This window comes from Ruegeria sp. N4 (assembly GCF_056531425.1).
Genome location: NZ_JBQFLT010000018.1, coordinates 1 through 16702 on the forward strand (window position 1 = coordinate 1; position 16702 = coordinate 16702).

The following is a 16702-nucleotide window of genomic DNA, read 5'->3' on the forward strand; positions in this document are numbered from 1 at the left end:
TAAGCACTGCCGCGCCAATGGTACTTGGGCTTAAGCCCCGGGAGAGTAGGTCACCGCCAAACCTAGTAAAAGCCCATATCTCTCTTACGATGATACAAATCTGACTCTGACGCGGGATGGAGCAGCCCGGTAGCTCGTCAGGCTCATAACCTGAAGGTCGCAGGTTCAAATCCTGCTCCCGCAACCAGTGTCAGAAAACCCCAACCCAGCCCGTTCAGACTATTATTGATCCACCGGATCAATGGCTTAACGTCTGCACCTCGTCGTTATCAGGGCTTTCGCGGCCCCACTGCAGCCACTGTCCCTTCAAACCATAACATGATGGTCAAAGGTGCAATTCCTAAGCCCGAAACCATTACAATCGAACGCAGTGTCAGACGAGCCGCTTCAACGCGCACAGGTTGAACCTGTTCCTCCCGGAATAGTCTTTCCGTACGCCGTTCACCTCTGGCAATACTATGAAGCCGCGCCTAACCATTTGACGGGTGAGTTTCACAAAAATTATCGGCTCCAAAGCTTCGCCAACGCGGTCGATGCCAATGGTGCCGTGTAATGCAACTTGCGCACAGCCCCCAAGAACCGCCAATCACTTGGGATCATATAAATAGCCAATTCCCCTAACGGTTCTGATGATTTCGGGCTTTTCGGGGTTGGCCTCCAGCTTGCGGCGTAATCTTGAGATTCTGATGTCGATGCTTCGGTCGAAAGGGTCCCAGCTGCGGTCATGGGCCTGTTCCAGCAGCTGATCCCGGTTCAAGACACGCCCTTTGTTTTCCGCAAAGACCTTGAGCAGACTGTACTCCATCGCCGTGAGCTGAACCTCGGTCCCGTCCGAGGAAAGAAGCTTTGCTGCCTCTTTATCCAGAGTGTAATCGCCAAAAAGCGCGTAGTCTTCACCGGGTTTTGCAGAAGGCGCGCTGTCATTCATCGAACCGCGCCGCAGGATGGCCTTGATCCGGGCTTCCAATTCACGCAGGTCAACGGGTTTGCCCAGATAGTCGTCGGCCCCCATTTCAAGACCTATTATGCGATCCACCACGTCGCCTGCTGCGGTTAGCATGATCACCGGAGTTGTATTCTCGGGGCGAAGGGACCTCAGGATCGAAAGGCCGTCTTCTTTCGGCATATTGATGTCCATGATCATGACGTCCACGGGTTCAGCGGCAGCAATTGCCCGGAGCTCTTCGCCTCCGGATGCCGCCGACACCTGGTAGCCGCGTTTGCTGAGGTATTCCTGCAGCATCTCGCGCACGTCGACTTCATCATCGCAAACCAGGATATGGGTTTTTTGATTATCCATCTGTTTCGTCCTTCCGGTCGGCAATCAGCTTCCCGACAAGTGTTCTGAGCTCTGTCGGCGAGACCGGTTTTTCCAGATAGGGCAGGCCGGAGTCCTGCAACAACCCCAAGGAACTTTCGCCCATCGTGTCGCCGGTGATATATGCGGTTCTGGGCAGCATGTCGGGGAAGCGGGACACCAGCGCCTCGTATATCTTGCGGCCATCTACGCCGGGCATGTTCAGATCGCTCAGGAAGACGTCATAAGCGGTGGATTGCAGGCGGTTCAGCGCCTCTTCGCCGGATGAGACGAAATCGACGTGAAAGCCTTCTCTCCTGAGAATTTCGGCATTCAACTCGCCCACCTCGACCTCATCATCCACCACCAATACGCGGTGTTGAGCCACGGTCGGGACTGGGTCGTGCGGTTCATCAGCCTCATCTGTGTTGGACACCGCAACAGGCAGCGTGATCCGAAAACAGGTGCCCGACAGGACAGTTTGATCAAGCCTGATCTGCCCGCCATGAGACAGCACGATCCGGTGGCAAAAGGCCAACCCGATCCCGGTACCGTCGCCAACCTCTTTCGTTGTGAAGAAGGGTTCAAAAATGCGGGGGCGGATGGATTTGGGAATTCCGGGGCCGTTGTCTTCGACTGTCAGTTCGACCATTCCTGCGTCGGGATTGGCCGCCGCCGACAGGGTAATCCGGTCGCCAACACCGCTGGAGGTCATGGCCTGTTCTGCATTGAATATCAGGTTCAGGATGACCTGCGTCAATTGATCGGCGTCCCCGGCAATCGGCGGCAATTCGGCGGGCAGGTTGCGTGTGATGCTGATCTCGCCCGAGGTGCTGCCATAGCCCGCAACATCTGCGGCGGTTTCGATCATACCGGGTACATCGACCTGTTCGATCTTGCTGGGCTGCTGGCGTGCCATCGCTAGAAAAGTCTTCACGATCTTGGCGCAGCGTTCTGCGGCACTGCCGATTTTTTCGATCCGGGCGGTCAGGTCGGGGTCCGTAATCTCTTCTTTCAGCATCAGCGAGTGACCCACAACAACTGACAGCGGGTTGTTCAATTCATGCGCGACGCCTGCCAGCAGCTCACCCAAAGCGGACATCTTTTCGTTCTGGAACAGCAGCTCTCGCTGTTTTTCAAGCTCTGCTTCGATTGCAAGTTCGTCCGTCAGATCGCGGGTGTTGGAAACGATGACTTCTTCGCCGTTGAATTCAATAAGGCGCGAAGAATCCGCGCCCCAAAACTTGCGCCCCTTTGCATCCACAAATTCCATGCGCCGGTCTTTCAGCGCACCTGCTTTTCGAAGGTCCTTTAAATAGCGATCCCGTTCTTCGGGGTCTGCGTAGTAGGATTTGGAACTTTTGTTGTCACCGAACAGCGCCTTGATTTCCGGCGTGGCAAATAGAACTTCGCCCGTGTCGGCATGCGTCATGTTGATGGCGGCCGGGTAGGCCTCCATCACCTGCCGGATCAGGGCGTCGGCTTCTTTCTGAACAGTCAGATCGATGATGCTGGTGACAATGACCTCTTCGCCCTTGTAGTCGATCAATTGCGAAGAAATGGACGCCGGAAAAGTCTTACCCTGCGCATTCACCAGATCGAGCTTGTAATCTTCGACCTGACCGTCAGCCAACAGCAGAGTAATAAAATCCGCGCGTTCTTCGGGGTTCAGATAGTGCTCTCGCGCAGATCTGGACGGCCCGAACATCTGCAGGGCCGCCGGCGTGCGATACAGGATCTGTCCGTCGCCAATCCGGGCCATTGTCACCACTGCCGAACTGGCGTCCAGAACCTGTCGGATCAGAAGATCGCCGTCGCGTTCTTCCACCTCGGCCTGTTTGCGGTCGGTAATGTCCTCGCGGGTGACGACAAAGCCGCCCAGCTTGGTGGGATGGACCGAGACCAGATAGGTGCGCCCATCCGTTTCGGTCAGTTCAAAATCCTGAATGAACTCGATCCCGTTGACCAGCCTGTCTGAAACCCATTGCTGTTCGTTGCCGATGGCGTCAGCGTAGATCCCCCGGCGCGCGGTCTCGCGCATGAGGATTTCCCAATCCAGACCGGGCTCCAGCAGATCGGCAACCCCCTTGTTCATTTCGGCATAGCGCTGGTTGAACATTACAAGGCGACGGTCGTCATCATAAAGGGCGAACCCTTCCTTGAGCGATTCAATGGCGTCGCGAAGAAGGTCTCGTGCCTTCTCAATCTCTTCAAGATTGTTCGCCATGCCCATCGTCATCCTGATTTTCTAAGATACCATTGTTTCAGTGCCATTTCAAAATCGGCCTCTTGTGTTTCAATTGTTTCACAGCGCGCCCCGCCGCGCCAGCTTCAGCCCGAAAGCTGGTTGTTTTCGAACCGGATAGCCAGTTGTGTGAACCACTTCACCAAGCAACAACTGAAACACTTTGCGCCGCATTCAGAAATCACATTGAAACAATGAAAGGTCAGTTATTGCCCATCACAAACGCAATTGGGTAAGTACGATGACTATTTCATTTAACACTTCTGAACTCACCAACGCTCCTATTGTCGCGTTGCATTCTTCTGCTTCTAACGGCGGGCAATGGGGGCCGCTGGCAGCGGATCTGGACGGCCGCTTTTCGGTTCACGCCTTTGATCTGCCCGGCTATGGCCAAGCGCCCCTTGCAGGTGACGCGTCCCAGACCGGAGCGGCCGTTTCCGCCATGCCGGTTATCCGCGAAATCGAAGCGATGGGTCGCCCTGTCCATCTGGTTGGGCATTCCAACGGTGGCGGTATTGCGATCAAGATCGCGCTGATGCGCCCGGATCTGGTAAAAAGCCTTACGGTTTACGAACCCGCCGCCTTTCATTTCCTCAAGCATGGGACTGAGGACAGCAAGGACCTGTTTCGGCAAATTCAACTGGTTGCGGCCATGGTGACGGCGTCGGCGGCAGACGGCAATCCCGCTGCGGGTATGCGTCATTTCCTGGATTTCTGGAATCAAAAGGGGTTCTGGGATGCGCTTCCAGCGCCTGCGCAAGATCGGTTCAGCGGGATGATCGCGTCCATCATGACCGACTTTGCCAATGGGTTTGCCGAGACCTGGACATTGAAGGATTTGGCCGGGATCGAAGCTCCGACGCTGGTCATGACCGGTCTGGAATCTCCGGAAATCGCTCAGCACACGTCGGTTGCGATCGCCAAGGCCCTGCCCAATGCGCGGATCGCGCTGCTGCCAGAGCTGGGCCATATGGCACCGGTCTTCCAGCCCGATTGGGTCAACCCAAGAATTCTTGAGCACGTGGCCAGTGCGGAACGGCCCGTCATGAATATCAGCTGGCCGGATCGGAAAGCTGCTTAACCCGCATGTGACGATGCGAATTTTACAAAACCCGCTGGTGTCAGGCCGGCATACCATCAAAAGGAACAAAATCATGGGTATTCAAACAGCTATCGCCTCTACAACGGACTTTACGGCAATCAAGGCCAAGCAGAACGTTGCCTGGGGATCCGGGGATTACAGCAAGGTTGGCGTCACCCTTCAAATCACCGGCGAAGAGCTTGCCGAGGCCATGGACATGACCCCAAGCGCCAAGGTGCTGGATGTCGCGGCCGGGAATGGTAATGCCACTCTGGCCTTTGCGCGGCGCTTTTGCGACGTGACCTCGACCGACTATGTCGAGGCGCTGTTGGAGGCCAGCAGTCAACGCGCAAAGGCAGAGGGCCTGTTCGTGACCTACAAGGTGGCCGATGCGGAAAACCTGCCCTTTGCGGATCAGTCGTTCGACGCGGTTGTGTCCACCTTCGGGGTGATGTTCACGCCCAATCAACAGCAATCCGCGGCCGAACTTCAGCGCGTGGTCAAACCCGGCGGCAAGATTGGCATGGCGAACTGGACACCCGAAAGCTTTATCGGCCAACTGTTCAAGACCATTGGCAAGCATGTGCCGCCGCCCGCTGGCGTGAACTCGCCCGCTATGTGGGGCAAACAGGACTGGGTCGAGGACACCTTTGGTGACAAGTGCGAGGTTATTTCCTTCCGGCGCAAGAACTTCATGTTCCGCTACCGCTCGGCCGAGCATTTCCTGGAATACTTCCGGACTTTCTATGGCCCCATGCAAAAGGCCTTTGATGCGCTGGACGAAACGGGGCAGGCGGCATTGCAGGCCGACCTTATGGCGCTGATCGAAAAGTTCGACATCTCGACCAACGGTTCCCTGTGCATCTCGTCCGAATATGCCGAGGTCATCGCCCAGCGTCGCTGACGGTGTGACATGGAAACTCAACGCTCTTGCGGTTTTGCATCCAAGGGCGTTGAGACTTGGCGGCCAAGGCATCTGGGTCGCGTTTCTTTATCAGTTTGTCAAAAGGGGTTTCGAAATGGCTGAACGCACACTTTACGAGAAATACGGCGGGTTCTCGAAGATCAGCAAGATCGTGATCTCATTCTACGACACGCTTTTGGACAATGATGAGGTTGGCCCCTTCTTCGATCATGTGGACATGACCAAGATGGTCGATCATCAGACCAAATTCATTGCCTCGCTGCTGGGCGGTCCGGCGTCCTACACAGACAACCAGCTTCGCCAGCTGCATTCTCACCTTGAAATCACGAATGCGCATTTCGATGAACTGGAAACGGTGTTGCAAGACGCTTTGCAAAAACACAACGTGGCTACAGAAGATATTGCGGCCGTTGTCGCCGAATTCGCGAAACGGCGCCCTCTGATTGTAGGTAAGCCATGACTATTGCAGCCATAAACGAACAACTGCTTCGCGCCATTGGCGTGGGCGTTGCCCTGCTCGACCGCCAGACACTGCAGTTCGGTTTTCGAAACGACACGTTTGACGAATGGTTCAGCGGCGACACCCCGTCGGATCAACTGCAACAGCTTTTTCCTGATCTCGATACTAGCGCGGTGCAGCAAAGCCTGCATGAGACCGGGCGGTATACGTCCGAGATCAGTTTCAAGAAAAAGCGCCGAACGCTGGTCATCGCGCTCGACTTCACGGTGGCGCATGATGACGTGCTAGTTCTGGTCTGCCAGAATATCACCCGCATCAAAGAGCTGGAATCCATGATCGATTCCTATTCGATGATGGTCGAGCGCAACACGCGCGAGTTGAAGCGCGAAAAAGAGCAGGTCGAAAAGCTGCTGCTCAACCTGATGCCGCGGTCGGTTTATGAAGAATACAAAACCTTCGGCGTCGTCACACCGCAGCTTTATGACCCGGTATCCGTTCTGATGCTGGATTTCGTCGGGTTCACCGAGATGGTCGCCGCGCAAGAACCCAGCGTTACGGTCACGGAACTGAACGACATCTACAGCGCCTTTGATCGCATTGGTGAGCAATTTGGTTGCGAGCGCATCAAGACAATCGGGGATGCCTATATTACCGTGGCGGGCCTGCCTGATCCGACGCCGGATCATGCCAAGGCGATTGCAAACACGGCCATTCGGTTTGTGCGCTACCTGAACCGCCGCAACCTGAGTCACCCGCATCAGTGGCGGTGCCGCATCGGGCTGGCGTCCGGGTCTGTCGTTGGGTCCGTGGTGGGCATTCAGAAATATGTCTACGACATCTTCGGCCCCGCCGTTAATCTGGCTTCACGGCTTCAGGAATTCTCGGATCCGATGCAGATCACGGTTCAGGATGAGGTCGCGGATATTCTCAAAGATCAATTCGACCTCGAGCCAATGGGGTCCAAGGCAATCCGTGGATTTGATGAGCAGGAGGTCTGGCGTTTGGCCGACAAAAGCTGATGTCACAGCATCTGGCAAAACCCCAAAATCAGACCAACGCATACTGGGGCGAGATCGCTCTTGACGCCCACTTGACCTTCACATAGGAAAGCCAAACCGTGAGCGGGTATAGCTTAATGGTAAAGCCCCTGCCTTCCAAGCAATGACAGTATGTTTCCCAGACATTCCCTGTCTTGCCAAGTAATTCAATATAAGTAATTAATTTTGTCACGATAGTTCCTGTGGTATCCTCAGGTTTCAATCCAGTTCCGACAAAAAGCTGACAAAATGCCAAAGCTCACAGAGACATTCGCACGCAAGGTTCCGCAGACAAAACAGGGCACTGCCAAGCACTGGGATAGCGAGATAAAGGGGCTTGTGCTCTTCGTCGGGAAACAGTCAAAGACCTGGTACTTCCAGAAAGACGTTGGAGGCCAAACGCGGCGTGTTTTGATCGGGCGCTACCCGATGATTTCCGCAGATACTGCTCGACAAACTGCACTGGGATATGCGCTTGACTGGGGCAGGGGAGCGGGCAAGCGTATACAGATCGGAACGCCGACGCTTGAGACAGCCATGGAAACCTATTTGGCACGTCCCAAACTTCGGTCTGAGGCTCACCGATCCGGGGTGCGTCAGCAGTTCGAGCTACATTTGAAAGATTGGCTGCGACTGCCGCTGGATGAGATAACCAAGTCGATGGTGGTTGAGCGTCACAGATCCATGGCAGCAACGCCATCTTCGGCAAATCATACGCTGAAATACTTTCGGACGGTCTGGAACCATGCACGGCGCATCTACGATCTGCCGGAAAGCCCAACGATGGCTATCGAGTGGTATGAGGAACAACCGAACGGTTCGATCATTGAGGACTTGAGCGCCTGGCGCCAATCAGTGGACGATCTGTACAACCCCATCCACAAGATCTTTTACGAGCTGCTTTTGTTCACAGGCTTTCGCAAAACCGAGGCACTGACGCTCGAATGGAAGCATATCCATGAAGATCACATCCATTTGCCGATGACAAAGAATGGTCGCAGCTTTGATCTTCCCATTTCACAGGTCCATCACGAAATACTGGCCCCTGTGCGCGGTCTGCATAGGCAATGGGTGTTTCCGTCACCCAAATCCCCCACAGGCCATCTGAAGGGACCCGAGCGTCTGCAATGGTCCAGCCATGTCCATCGTCGGACATTTGCAACGGTCGCAATGGAGGCAGGGATACTCGAAGAGATAGTTGGCCGTTTGCTGAACCACACTCCGCTTTCGATCACCGGACAACGCTACGTGAAACCGTCGCTCGACGCACTCAGGCCGGCGATGGACGCTGTCAGTCGGGAGTTGCTTCTCAGGACCGCGGGCAAAAACGGTGGTTTGTGATGAGTGGGCGAGATTGGATATTGCCGATCGACCCGGAAATATTCGAACTTGATTTTCTAGACCAAGAGGAATTCGAAGCTGGCGCCAGCAAGTTCCATAGCGAGTTAATTCGACTTCTTAGAAAACACTTTGAAAAATACGAATGTTTTGACGATGAGAGCTTTGGTTGGGTGGCGCATTTCTTGGTTTTCGATCAAGCGCATGAACTGGATGAATTCTGGTCAGCTAAACGCGTATTGGAAGACCTCACTAAACTGAGAACACGTTTGAACGAAGCAGATGAAATTCTGGACCGTCTCCCCACTCCTGTTAGCGATGCATTCCGTATCGGAGCTATTCAAAGAAGCAGGTTGTTAAACGAAAATGAAAGCACCGAAGGCGACCACGATACTCTCACTGACAAATTGAAGGAGTCTCCACACTGGAAGGCGATGTTGGCAAAGGCAGAGTTTTTCAGGAGACTTCGTCATTTCGTGGACTTGATTGAAGACGCTGAAAAGGCGGCAACTCAAGGTGTGCCGGTTGGAAAAAAGGCAATAGAGGCTTGGCGCCTGGTGGCAGCTTGTGTTGGATTATGTGAGCGCCACCCTGGAACGATAAAAGTTCCCAAAGCGATGAATGAAAGCGGGCCATTCTACCGCTTTCTGAGCGATATGTTTGAGCTCTTCGACATAGAAGAACTGCCGACGTCAGCGTTTCGCAGTTGGAGAAGGTATGTGGGGCGTAAAGAACACTAATTCGTTTGCACGACCCATGACGCCAACTCCAATTGTTTCTCTGTTGCTCCCAGACGTGTTCAAAGGAGCAATGCTATGCAGGCAAACTATCTGACGGCCCGGGAGGCCGCTCGTTACACTGGAATCAGTGAAAGCTACCTCGCGAAACTGCGGATGGGAATTGGCGCTGTCGCCGGGCCCAGGTATATTCGGATTGGAATTCGTTCCATCCGGTACAAGCGCTCTGACCTCGACGACTGGATGGCCTCGCGCAGTGAAGGTTTGGGAGGAGCGGACTGATGTCTCGGAACTCCCCATTCTCAAAATATCGTTTTGATTGGAAGAAACGCGTTCACGCTACAGATCACTTAGCACTGCGCACCAAACACTTCGCGTCTTTTGTCTGCGACGAGTTTGTATCGAAAGATAGCGGCTGCTTCTGGGCGAGCAACGCTACCCTGGCCAACAGGTTTGGCGTCCATAAGCGCAGCATCCAACGCTACATTCGGGAGCTCGAAAAGCTCGGCTGGATCCGGCGTGTACGCAAGCAAGGTGTCAGGCGCACGTTCCAAATCACGGAGCCCAAAATCAGCTTTAAACGTGACACTGGCACGCATCATGAGGCGACAACCGTGTCGCAAAAAGGTGACAACGCTGTCGCTCATTATAAGAACAAAGGAATGAACAAAGAAAACGTGAATGTTGGAGCCAGTCGTGGCGGATATCTTTGGTTTGCCGAAGATGACCAGCAGAACCTTCTTGAATGGGAAGCGTTCGTTACTGCCCACACGGTCTTCGACTTTGCATCGCTTTTGCAGTTGCTGCGGAAGAACGGCAGCATTGCATTGCCGACCCGTTTTCCAAGGCACGAAGAAATTGATCGCTACATTCTCTTTTTCAGCGATGTCGTGTTGAGTAAGGGACAGAGCATTGGTGTCACGTAGTCCTGAGTCCTCATCAGAGTTGGGGGGGGGTATCAAAAGTTGGTGGCCCCAACCCACGGGACCGGCGGGGGTAATCAGATTTTTCCGCGGGAAAGTTTTAAGGGGGGGGCTACAGGCAACGGGCGGGAAGCGGTCGTTCGCTGCGTTCGCGAAACCACATGGTTTGCTGTCAAAGCGGACTTTCGAATTGATCGTCTAAGGAAGTGCATTTGAACGTCCCAGAGCTAAGGAGTGCCCCCCAAAAAGATTCGATCCAATGCGTCACCGCGGTGTTCACTGTAAAATTTTTTGATACATGCAAAAAAACTGTGCAGACATTCCGCTGCGCGCGAAAAATAAGCTGAGAAATTGGGCGAACCGGTAGTCCGATGACTACTTTTGATGGAGTTGTAATTGCGATCAATGACGCTTGGGCTCACTTGATTCTCTATGAAAACAAACCTGACAGTCGTTGTAGTCGAACAGAATCAAGAACGTGCTTTTGCAATTGTAGATTCCTTAAAAGAGTCCGGAGACGTTGAGGTTTTTGTGATCGGTAATGTCTCCGGGCTGGCACGCAAAATCGCAACGCATAGCCCAGACATTGTCCTGATAGATATCGACAATCCCTCGCGCGATATGCTTGAAGAGCTGACCGTTGCGTCGGGTCCACTGGAACGTCCTGTGGCTATGTTCGTCTCGGGCGCAGCGGGCGCGTTGTCAAAAGCCGCCGTTGAAGCTGGGGTCTCAGCCTATGTAGTCGATGGACTTCAAGTCGAGCGCATAAAACCTGTGATCGATACCGCCATCGCTCGCTTTCAGGTACTACGTCAGATGCGGACCGAACTGGCGGAGACCCGCCGCGCCTTGGAAGATCGCAAGGTGATCGACCGCGCCAAAGGGTTGTTGATGAAGGCCAAGGGTGTGTCGGAAGACGAAGCCTATGCCCTGCTGCGCAAAACTGCGATGAATCAGAACCGCCGGGTCGCGGATGTTGCCGAAGCCCTTGTAACTGCGTCGGGGTTGTTGTCATGAGAACCGCAATCCTGCCCGTCGCCTATATGCCTCTGGTCGACGCGGCCCCGCTTATCGTCGCGCGCGAGATGGGGTTTGACCATGCCGAGGGTATTTCGCTGGACCTGCGCCCAGCCCCGTCATGGTCCTCTTTGCGCGACATGCTCGCCTTCGGGCATGTGGATGCGGCGCATTTGCTGTCGCCTATCCCCGTTGCGATGGCTTTAGGTCTTGGTGGCATTGCAACGCCGCTATCCGCCGTGTCTGTCCTTTCCCTGAATGGCAATGTCATCGGCGTTGGAACGCAATTGGCTGGCCGGTTGACCGAACAAGGTTACGACTTCGACTTCTTTGATGCCGCTGCGGCTGGGACTGCGCTGGCAAAGGCCGCCGGTGACGTTTTGGTATTTGGCGTGCCTTTTCCCTTTTCAATGCATGTTGAATTGCTGCGCTATTGGGTTTCTAGAACCGAGCTGGCCTCTAAACGGGTCGAAATCCGAACTGTGCCACCGCCGCTGATGGCAAAGGCACTCGCGGGTGGCGAGATCGATGCCTTCTGCGTGGGCGAGCCTTGGGGCTCATTCGCCGTAGACGACAATGTCGGCGCACTGCTGCTGCCCGGCAAGGCGATCTGGACCTGTGCACCTGAAAAGGTGTTGGCGGTCAGAAACGATTGGGCCGAAACCGAGCCGCATTTGCTGGGCAGCCTCATGCGGGCCGTTTGGCGCGCGGGGCGCTGGCTATCAAACACGGACAGCCGAACAACTGCGTCCGAGATGCTGTCGCGTAAAACCTACCTCAACGTCTCACCCGAACTGATCGACCGCGCTTTAATGGGCGAATTCACAATCTCGGCCCGCGGCGAGCAACGCCATGTGGATGGGTTTGTCGAATTCTTTGACGGCGCTGCCACCTTCCCGTGGCGCAGCCAGGCGAAATGGGTCGCGCATCAATTGGCGCAAAGAAACGGACTGGACGCCGGAACTGCGGAACGACAAGCCGCCAAGGTCTTTCGCAGTGATCTCTATCGCCGCGAGTTGCAGGGGCTGGGCGTTGAAACACCCGGCGCGTCAGAGAAACTGGAGGGGGCATTGCCCGAGTCGACGGCGGTTGCCTCGGCCAATGGCAGCCTGATTCTGTCTCGGAATGTCTTTTTCGACCGGCGCATTTTCGAGCCTGCGGGATAAGTTTGCACAAAATTATTGCAGCGCAGCATCTCCTTTCGCTGCACTGCAGAAATTTCTGGGTGAAAACATCGAAAATTGATGACGTCTCGCTGCGCGACTGACTTAATCGGGACATCGGCAGGCAACGACGCCCACCGACGGAATTCGCCCATAATCCAGGGCACCTCACATGAGCAAAGCCGCTCGACCATCCGCCACCTCCTCCCGGCGGACTGTGTCGGCGGCTTTTTTGTTTGCCCAAGGGGTTGGGCTGAACCGAAAGGGATCGAGATGAAAAAGCTTCTTTTAGGCCTCGCAGCGACGACGGCGCTTGTGTCTCCAGCACTGGCCGAATTGGAACTGGAAAAAGACGAGCTGACCTTTGGCTTTATCAAACTGACCGACATGGCGCCGCTGGCTGTCGCCTATGAGAATGGGTACTTTCTGGACGAAGGCCTGTTTGTGACGTTGGAAGCACAAGCAAACTGGAAAGTCCTGTTGGATGGCGTGATTGACGGGCAGTTGGACGGCGCACACATGTTGGCCGGTCAGCCGCTTGCGGCAACCATCGGCTACGGGACCGAAGCCCACATCATCACGCCGTTTTCGATGGACCTGAACGGCAACGGTATCACAGTTTCCAACGAGGTTTGGGAAGAGATGAAGCCGAACATCCCCGTCATGGAAGATGGTCGACCCCAGCACCCGATCAGCGCCGAGGCGCTGGCTCCGGTGGTCGAGAAGTACAAATCCGAAGGCAAGCCCTTCAACATGGGCATGGTCTTCCCTGTTTCGACGCACAACTACGAACTGCGTTACTGGCTGGCGGCCGGGGGGCTGCATCCCGGATACTACAGCCCGGACAACGTGACCGGCCAGATTGGTGCGGATGTGTTTCTCTCCGTAACCCCTCCGCCGCAGATGCCTGCGACGCTCGAGGCCGGTACGATTTATGGCTATTGCGTGGGAGAGCCGTGGAACCAGCAGGCCGTGTTCAAGGGCATCGGCGTTCCGGTCATCACCGATTATGAGCTGTGGAAGAACAACCCGGAAAAGGTCTTTGGCCTGAATGCCAAGTTCGCTGAACAATACCCCAACACCACTTTGGCCGTTACCAAAGCGCTGATCCGCGCGGCGATCTGGCTTGATGAAAATGACAACGCCAACCGCCCCGAGGCGGTCGAAATCCTCAGCCGTGCGGAATACGTAGGCGCCGATTACGACGTGATCGCCAACTCGATGACTGGCACGTTCGAATACGAAAAGGGCGACAAGCGCGAAGTTCCCGATTTCAACGTGTTCTTCCGCTATAATGCGACCTACCCGTTCTATTCGGACGCTGTCTGGTACCTGACCCAGATGCGCCGTTGGGGGCAAATTGCCGAGGCCAAACCGGACAGCTGGTATCACGACGTCGCGAAATCGGTCTACAAACCCGAGATCTATCTGGAAGCAGCGCGCCTGCTGGTCGACGAAGGTCTGGCAAATGAAGCCGACTTCCCTTGGGAGAGTGATGGCTACAAAGCGCCGACCCCGGCCGAGGATATTATCGACGGCATCGCCTATGACGGCCGTACCCCCAATGCCTATCTCGAAAGCCTGCCCATCGGCCTAAAAGGCGATCAGAAGATCGTCGGTTCGGACGTGCAAGGCTAACCCTGAAACGCCGTGCCCGGCATCGGTCGGGCGCGGACCACAAAGTGCCCCGCCATCGCAAGGACACATCAGATGACAACGGTCGATCCCGAATTAAACGCAGACGCCGCCCGAGAAGCGCGCCGCGCCCGCCTGTACACCCGCATCAACGCTGCCGACAAATGGTTCCAGGTTCTGGGCCTCAGCTGGGCCACCCCGGTTCTGAAGGCCGCTGCCGGAGACAACCCGCGCGCCCAGATGACCGAGATCTGGCGTCTTCTGGTCGTTCCCCTTTTGTCGATCTGCGCGTTCCTGCTGTTGTGGGGGACATTGGCACCCAAAGTTCAAACCTCTCTGGGCGCGGTCCCCGGACCGGCTCAGGTCTGGGAAGAAATGATCAACCTGAACGAGGACGCGCAGGCCAAGGCCGCCAAACGCGACAAGTTCGAGGCGATGGTTGAGAAACGGAACCAGAAGCTGATCGATGCGGGCCGGGCGGATGAGGTCAAGCAAGTCGCTTACACCGGTGCTCCGTCCTACTACCAGCAAATCTGGACCTCGATCAAAACCGTGTTTTTCGGCTTCCTGATTGCTACGGTTGTGGCTGTTCCGCTTGGGATCGCTGCTGGCCTTTCACCGACTGCAAATGCGGCGCTGAACCCGCTGATCCAAATCTTCAAGCCGGTCTCACCGCTGGCATGGCTACCGATCGTGACCATGATCGTCTCGGCGGTTTACGTCACCAATGACGGCTGGTTTGCGAAATCCTTCCTGATCTCTGCTATCACCGTGACCCTGTGTTCGCTTTGGCCCACGCTGATCAACACTTCTCTGGGCGTGGCATCCATCGATAGAGACTTGGTAAACGTTTCCAAGGTTCTGAAAATGAACACTTATACCAAGATCACCAAGCTGGTGCTGCCCTCGGCCTTGCCGCTGATCTTCACTGGCCTGCGCTTGTCGCTGGGCGTCGGCTGGATGGTTCTGATCGCGGCTGAAATGCTGGCGCAGAACCCCGGCTTGGGCAAATTTGTCTGGGATGAGTTTCAGAACGGCTCGTCCAGCTCGCTCGCCAAGATCATGGTTGCGGTCTTCACCATCGGCATCATCGGCTTCCTACTGGACCGAGTGATGTACGCGCTGCAATCCCTGTTTACCTTCACGAATAACCGGTGATCGAGATGAGCATTCTGAGCTTCAAGAACGCCTCGAAATCCTTCGGTGAAGGCACCGCACGCACCGATGTGTTGAAAGGCATTGATCTGGACGTGCAAGAGGGCGAATTTCTGGTGATCCTCGGCTTCTCGGGCACCGGCAAGACGACCTTGATCAACCTGATGGCCGGACTGGACACCCCAACCGGCGGAGAGGTCACGTTCAAAGGTACTCCGATCAAGGGGCCGGGCCCCGAGCGTGGCGTGATCTTCCAAAACTATTCTCTGATGCCGTGGCTGACGGTCAGCGGCAATGTGGGTCTGGCGGTAGACACAGTCTTTCCCGGCCTCAGTAAGGCCGAGAAATCCGAGAAGGTTGCGCACTACGTGAAGATGGTAGGCCTAAGCCATGCCGCAACGCGCCGCCCAGCAGAACTGTCCGGTGGGATGCGACAGCGGGTCAACGTGGCGCGCGCCTTGTCGATGAACCCCGAGGTTCTGCTGCTGGATGAGCCTCTGTCAGCGCTTGACGCGCTGACTCGCGCCAATCTGGCGGATGAGATTGAACACATCTGGGAGGCCGACAAAAAGACCTGTGTCCTCATCACCAATGATGTGGATGAGGCGATCATTCTCGCCGACCGCATCATTGCGCTGAACCCTGATGGGACTTTGGGGCAGGAGTTCCGCGTGTCGATCCCCCGCCCACGCGAACGCGGGGCGATGAACAACGATGAGACCTTTAAACGCCTCCGGGCCGACGTCACAAAGTACCTGATGGATGTAGGGATCGAAGCCAAAGTCGAAGTCTCTCGTATCCTGCCCGATGTCACCCCAATCCATGGGGTTCCAACGGCGGTGGCCGAGGCGCAAAAGGGGATGATCGAGAACCGCTTCCTAGACTTCTCGCAGCTGCACAAAGTGTATCCGACGCCCAAAGGCCCTCTGACCGTGGTCGAAGATTTCGACCTGAAGATCGACAAGGGTGAGTTCATCTCGCTGATCGGCCATTCGGGCTGCGGAAAGTCTACGGTTCTGACCATGGCGGCAGGGCTGAACGACATCTCGAAAGGCGCGATCAAGCTGGATGGCCGCCATGTCGAGGGAGCCGATCCAGAACGCGCCGTAGTGTTCCAATCGCCCAACCTGTTCCCCTGGCTCAGCGCCAAGGAAAACGTCGCGATTGGCGTCGACAAGGTTTATCCCAAGGCCAGCATCGCCGAGCGGCAGGACGTAGTGGAGTTCTATCTGGAACGCGTCGGACTGGCCGAAGCGATGGACAAATCTGCCTCGGATCTCTCGAACGGTATGAAGCAACGCGTCGGTATTGCCCGCGCTTTTGCACTGTCTCCCAAATTGCTGTTGTTGGATGAGCCCTTTGGAATGCTCGACAGCTTGACACGCTGGGAATTGCAGGAAGTCCTGATGGAGGTTTGGTCCCGTACCAAGGTCACCGCAATTTGCGTCACCCACGATGTGGATGAGGCGATCCTGCTGGCCGACCGCGTGGTGATGATGACCAACGGCCCGCAGGCGACGATCGGCAAGATCACCAAGGTTGACCTGCCGCGGCCGCGCACCCGCAAGGCACTTTTGGAACATCCGGACTACTACGCCTACCGGCAGGAAGTTCTCGATTTCCTCGAAGAGTACGAGCACGGCGCCAAGCCAAAAACACCCGCCCCCAAGGCGATTGCAGCGGAGTGAA

At 55.7% G+C, this 16702-nt stretch carries 15 protein-coding genes and 1 tRNA gene; 14 read left to right on the forward strand and 2 right to left on the reverse strand.

The annotated features are described in order from the left end of the window. Window positions 1-110 precede the first annotated feature (110 nt). Window positions 111-187: transfer RNA gene (locus tag ACR0LW_RS20255), tRNA-Met, on the forward strand. A 399-nt stretch (window positions 188-586) separates the two neighbouring features. On the opposite strand, the gene ACR0LW_RS20260 is transcribed toward ACR0LW_RS20255, so the two are convergent. Both ACR0LW_RS20260 and ACR0LW_RS20265 read right to left on the reverse strand, forming a co-directional pair. Next, on the reverse strand, window positions 587-1300 hold the full coding sequence (locus ACR0LW_RS20260) for a response regulator (protein WP_480884178.1): 714 nt from the start codon (window positions 1298-1300) through the stop codon (window positions 587-589). Then, the gene (locus ACR0LW_RS20265) at window positions 1293-3524 is read right to left on the reverse strand and encodes an ATP-binding protein (protein WP_480884180.1); all 2232 of its coding nucleotides are present in this window, start codon (window positions 3522-3524) and stop codon (window positions 1293-1295) included. Before ACR0LW_RS20265 ends, ACR0LW_RS20260 begins: the two co-directional genes overlap by 8 nt. A gap of 259 nt (window positions 3525-3783) precedes the next feature. Here ACR0LW_RS20265 and ACR0LW_RS20270 point away from each other — a divergent pair, with 259 nt between their 5' ends. The 13 genes from ACR0LW_RS20270 to ACR0LW_RS20330 all read left to right on the forward strand — a co-directional run bounded on the left by ACR0LW_RS20270 (window position 3784) and on the right by ACR0LW_RS20330 (window position 16701). Then, window positions 3784-4623: an alpha/beta fold hydrolase gene (locus tag ACR0LW_RS20270; RefSeq protein ID WP_480884182.1), complete on the forward strand. Its 840-nt coding sequence runs from the start codon at window positions 3784-3786 to the stop codon at window positions 4621-4623. A gap of 73 nt (window positions 4624-4696) precedes the next feature. Beyond that, window positions 4697-5527: a class I SAM-dependent methyltransferase gene (locus tag ACR0LW_RS20275; RefSeq protein ID WP_480884184.1), complete on the forward strand. Its 831-nt coding sequence runs from the start codon at window positions 4697-4699 to the stop codon at window positions 5525-5527. Between the two features lie 115 nt (window positions 5528-5642). After that, window positions 5643-6008 (forward strand): group I truncated hemoglobin, encoded by a 366-nt coding sequence (locus ACR0LW_RS20280; RefSeq protein WP_170455020.1) that lies wholly within the window; start codon window positions 5643-5645, stop codon window positions 6006-6008. Further along, entirely contained in the window at window positions 6005-7027 is a 1023-nt protein-coding gene (locus ACR0LW_RS20285; protein ID WP_170634091.1) for an adenylate/guanylate cyclase domain-containing protein, read from the forward strand. Before ACR0LW_RS20280 ends, ACR0LW_RS20285 begins: the two co-directional genes overlap by 4 nt. 267 nt (window positions 7028-7294) lie before the next feature. Beyond that, window positions 7295-8386 carry a tyrosine-type recombinase/integrase gene (locus ACR0LW_RS20290; protein ID WP_480884187.1) on the forward strand — a complete coding sequence of 364 codons (1092 nt, stop codon included), beginning with the start codon at window positions 7295-7297 and terminating at the stop codon, window positions 8384-8386. Next, window positions 8386-9123 carry a hypothetical protein gene (locus ACR0LW_RS20295; protein ID WP_480884189.1) on the forward strand — a complete coding sequence of 246 codons (738 nt, stop codon included), beginning with the start codon at window positions 8386-8388 and terminating at the stop codon, window positions 9121-9123. The genes ACR0LW_RS20290 and ACR0LW_RS20295 overlap by 1 nt, the downstream gene beginning before the upstream one ends. 75 nt (window positions 9124-9198) lie before the next feature. After that, a complete protein-coding gene (locus tag ACR0LW_RS20300; protein ID WP_170624492.1) occupies window positions 9199-9402 on the forward strand; it encodes a helix-turn-helix domain-containing protein in 204 nt (67 codons plus the stop codon). Continuing rightward, window positions 9402-10046 carry a helix-turn-helix domain-containing protein gene (locus ACR0LW_RS20305; RefSeq protein WP_480585003.1) on the forward strand — a complete coding sequence of 215 codons (645 nt, stop codon included), beginning with the start codon at window positions 9402-9404 and terminating at the stop codon, window positions 10044-10046. Before ACR0LW_RS20300 ends, ACR0LW_RS20305 begins: the two co-directional genes overlap by 1 nt. A gap of 429 nt (window positions 10047-10475) precedes the next feature. Next, complete coding sequence (locus ACR0LW_RS20310; protein ID WP_170523107.1) at window positions 10476-11060, forward strand: ANTAR domain-containing protein; 585 nt, start codon at window positions 10476-10478, stop codon at window positions 11058-11060. Next, window positions 11057-12226, forward strand: coding sequence for an ABC transporter substrate-binding protein (locus ACR0LW_RS20315; RefSeq protein WP_170623058.1), 1170 nt, complete (start codon window positions 11057-11059; stop codon window positions 12224-12226). The genes ACR0LW_RS20310 and ACR0LW_RS20315 overlap by 4 nt, the downstream gene beginning before the upstream one ends. A 270-nt stretch (window positions 12227-12496) precedes the next feature. Then, window positions 12497-13861 carry a CmpA/NrtA family ABC transporter substrate-binding protein gene (locus ACR0LW_RS20320; RefSeq protein WP_170523101.1) on the forward strand — a complete coding sequence of 455 codons (1365 nt, stop codon included), beginning with the start codon at window positions 12497-12499 and terminating at the stop codon, window positions 13859-13861. 72 nt (window positions 13862-13933) lie between these two features. Continuing rightward, window positions 13934-15016 (forward strand): ABC transporter permease, encoded by a 1083-nt coding sequence (locus tag ACR0LW_RS20325; protein WP_170623056.1) that lies wholly within the window; start codon window positions 13934-13936, stop codon window positions 15014-15016. A gap of 5 nt (window positions 15017-15021) precedes the next feature. Beyond that, window positions 15022-16701, forward strand: coding sequence for an ABC transporter ATP-binding protein (locus ACR0LW_RS20330; protein WP_480884193.1), 1680 nt, complete (start codon window positions 15022-15024; stop codon window positions 16699-16701). Window position 16702 lies beyond the last annotated feature (1 nt).

Excerpts from the sequence above, each read along its gene's own strand:
- ACR0LW_RS20265 (WP_480884180.1), bottom strand. The coding sequence starts at position 3,524 with ATGGCGAACAATCTTGAAGAGATTGAGAAGGCACGAGACCTTCTTCGC.
- ACR0LW_RS20330 (WP_480884193.1), top strand. The coding sequence starts at position 15,022 with ATGAGCATTCTGAGCTTCAAGAACGCCTCGAAATCCTTCGGTGAAGGC.
- ACR0LW_RS20300 (WP_170624492.1), top strand. The coding sequence starts at position 9,199 with ATGCAGGCAAACTATCTGACGGCCCGGGAGGCCGCTCGTTACACTGGA.
- ACR0LW_RS20305 (WP_480585003.1), top strand. The coding sequence starts at position 9,402 with ATGTCTCGGAACTCCCCATTCTCAAAATATCGTTTTGATTGGAAGAAA.
- ACR0LW_RS20275 (WP_480884184.1), top strand. The coding sequence starts at position 4,697 with ATGGGTATTCAAACAGCTATCGCCTCTACAACGGACTTTACGGCAATC.
- ACR0LW_RS20315 (WP_170623058.1), top strand. The coding sequence starts at position 11,057 with ATGAGAACCGCAATCCTGCCCGTCGCCTATATGCCTCTGGTCGACGCG.
- ACR0LW_RS20325 (WP_170623056.1), top strand. The coding sequence starts at position 13,934 with ATGACAACGGTCGATCCCGAATTAAACGCAGACGCCGCCCGAGAAGCG.
- ACR0LW_RS20290 (WP_480884187.1), top strand. The coding sequence starts at position 7,295 with ATGCCAAAGCTCACAGAGACATTCGCACGCAAGGTTCCGCAGACAAAA.
- ACR0LW_RS20285 (WP_170634091.1), top strand. The coding sequence starts at position 6,005 with ATGACTATTGCAGCCATAAACGAACAACTGCTTCGCGCCATTGGCGTG.
- ACR0LW_RS20280 (WP_170455020.1), top strand. The coding sequence starts at position 5,643 with ATGGCTGAACGCACACTTTACGAGAAATACGGCGGGTTCTCGAAGATC.
- ACR0LW_RS20270 (WP_480884182.1), top strand. The coding sequence starts at position 3,784 with ATGACTATTTCATTTAACACTTCTGAACTCACCAACGCTCCTATTGTC.
- ACR0LW_RS20295 (WP_480884189.1), top strand. The coding sequence starts at position 8,386 with ATGAGTGGGCGAGATTGGATATTGCCGATCGACCCGGAAATATTCGAA.
- ACR0LW_RS20320 (WP_170523101.1), top strand. The coding sequence starts at position 12,497 with ATGAAAAAGCTTCTTTTAGGCCTCGCAGCGACGACGGCGCTTGTGTCT.
- ACR0LW_RS20310 (WP_170523107.1), top strand. The coding sequence starts at position 10,476 with ATGAAAACAAACCTGACAGTCGTTGTAGTCGAACAGAATCAAGAACGT.
- ACR0LW_RS20260 (WP_480884178.1), bottom strand. The coding sequence starts at position 1,300 with ATGGATAATCAAAAAACCCATATCCTGGTTTGCGATGATGAAGTCGAC.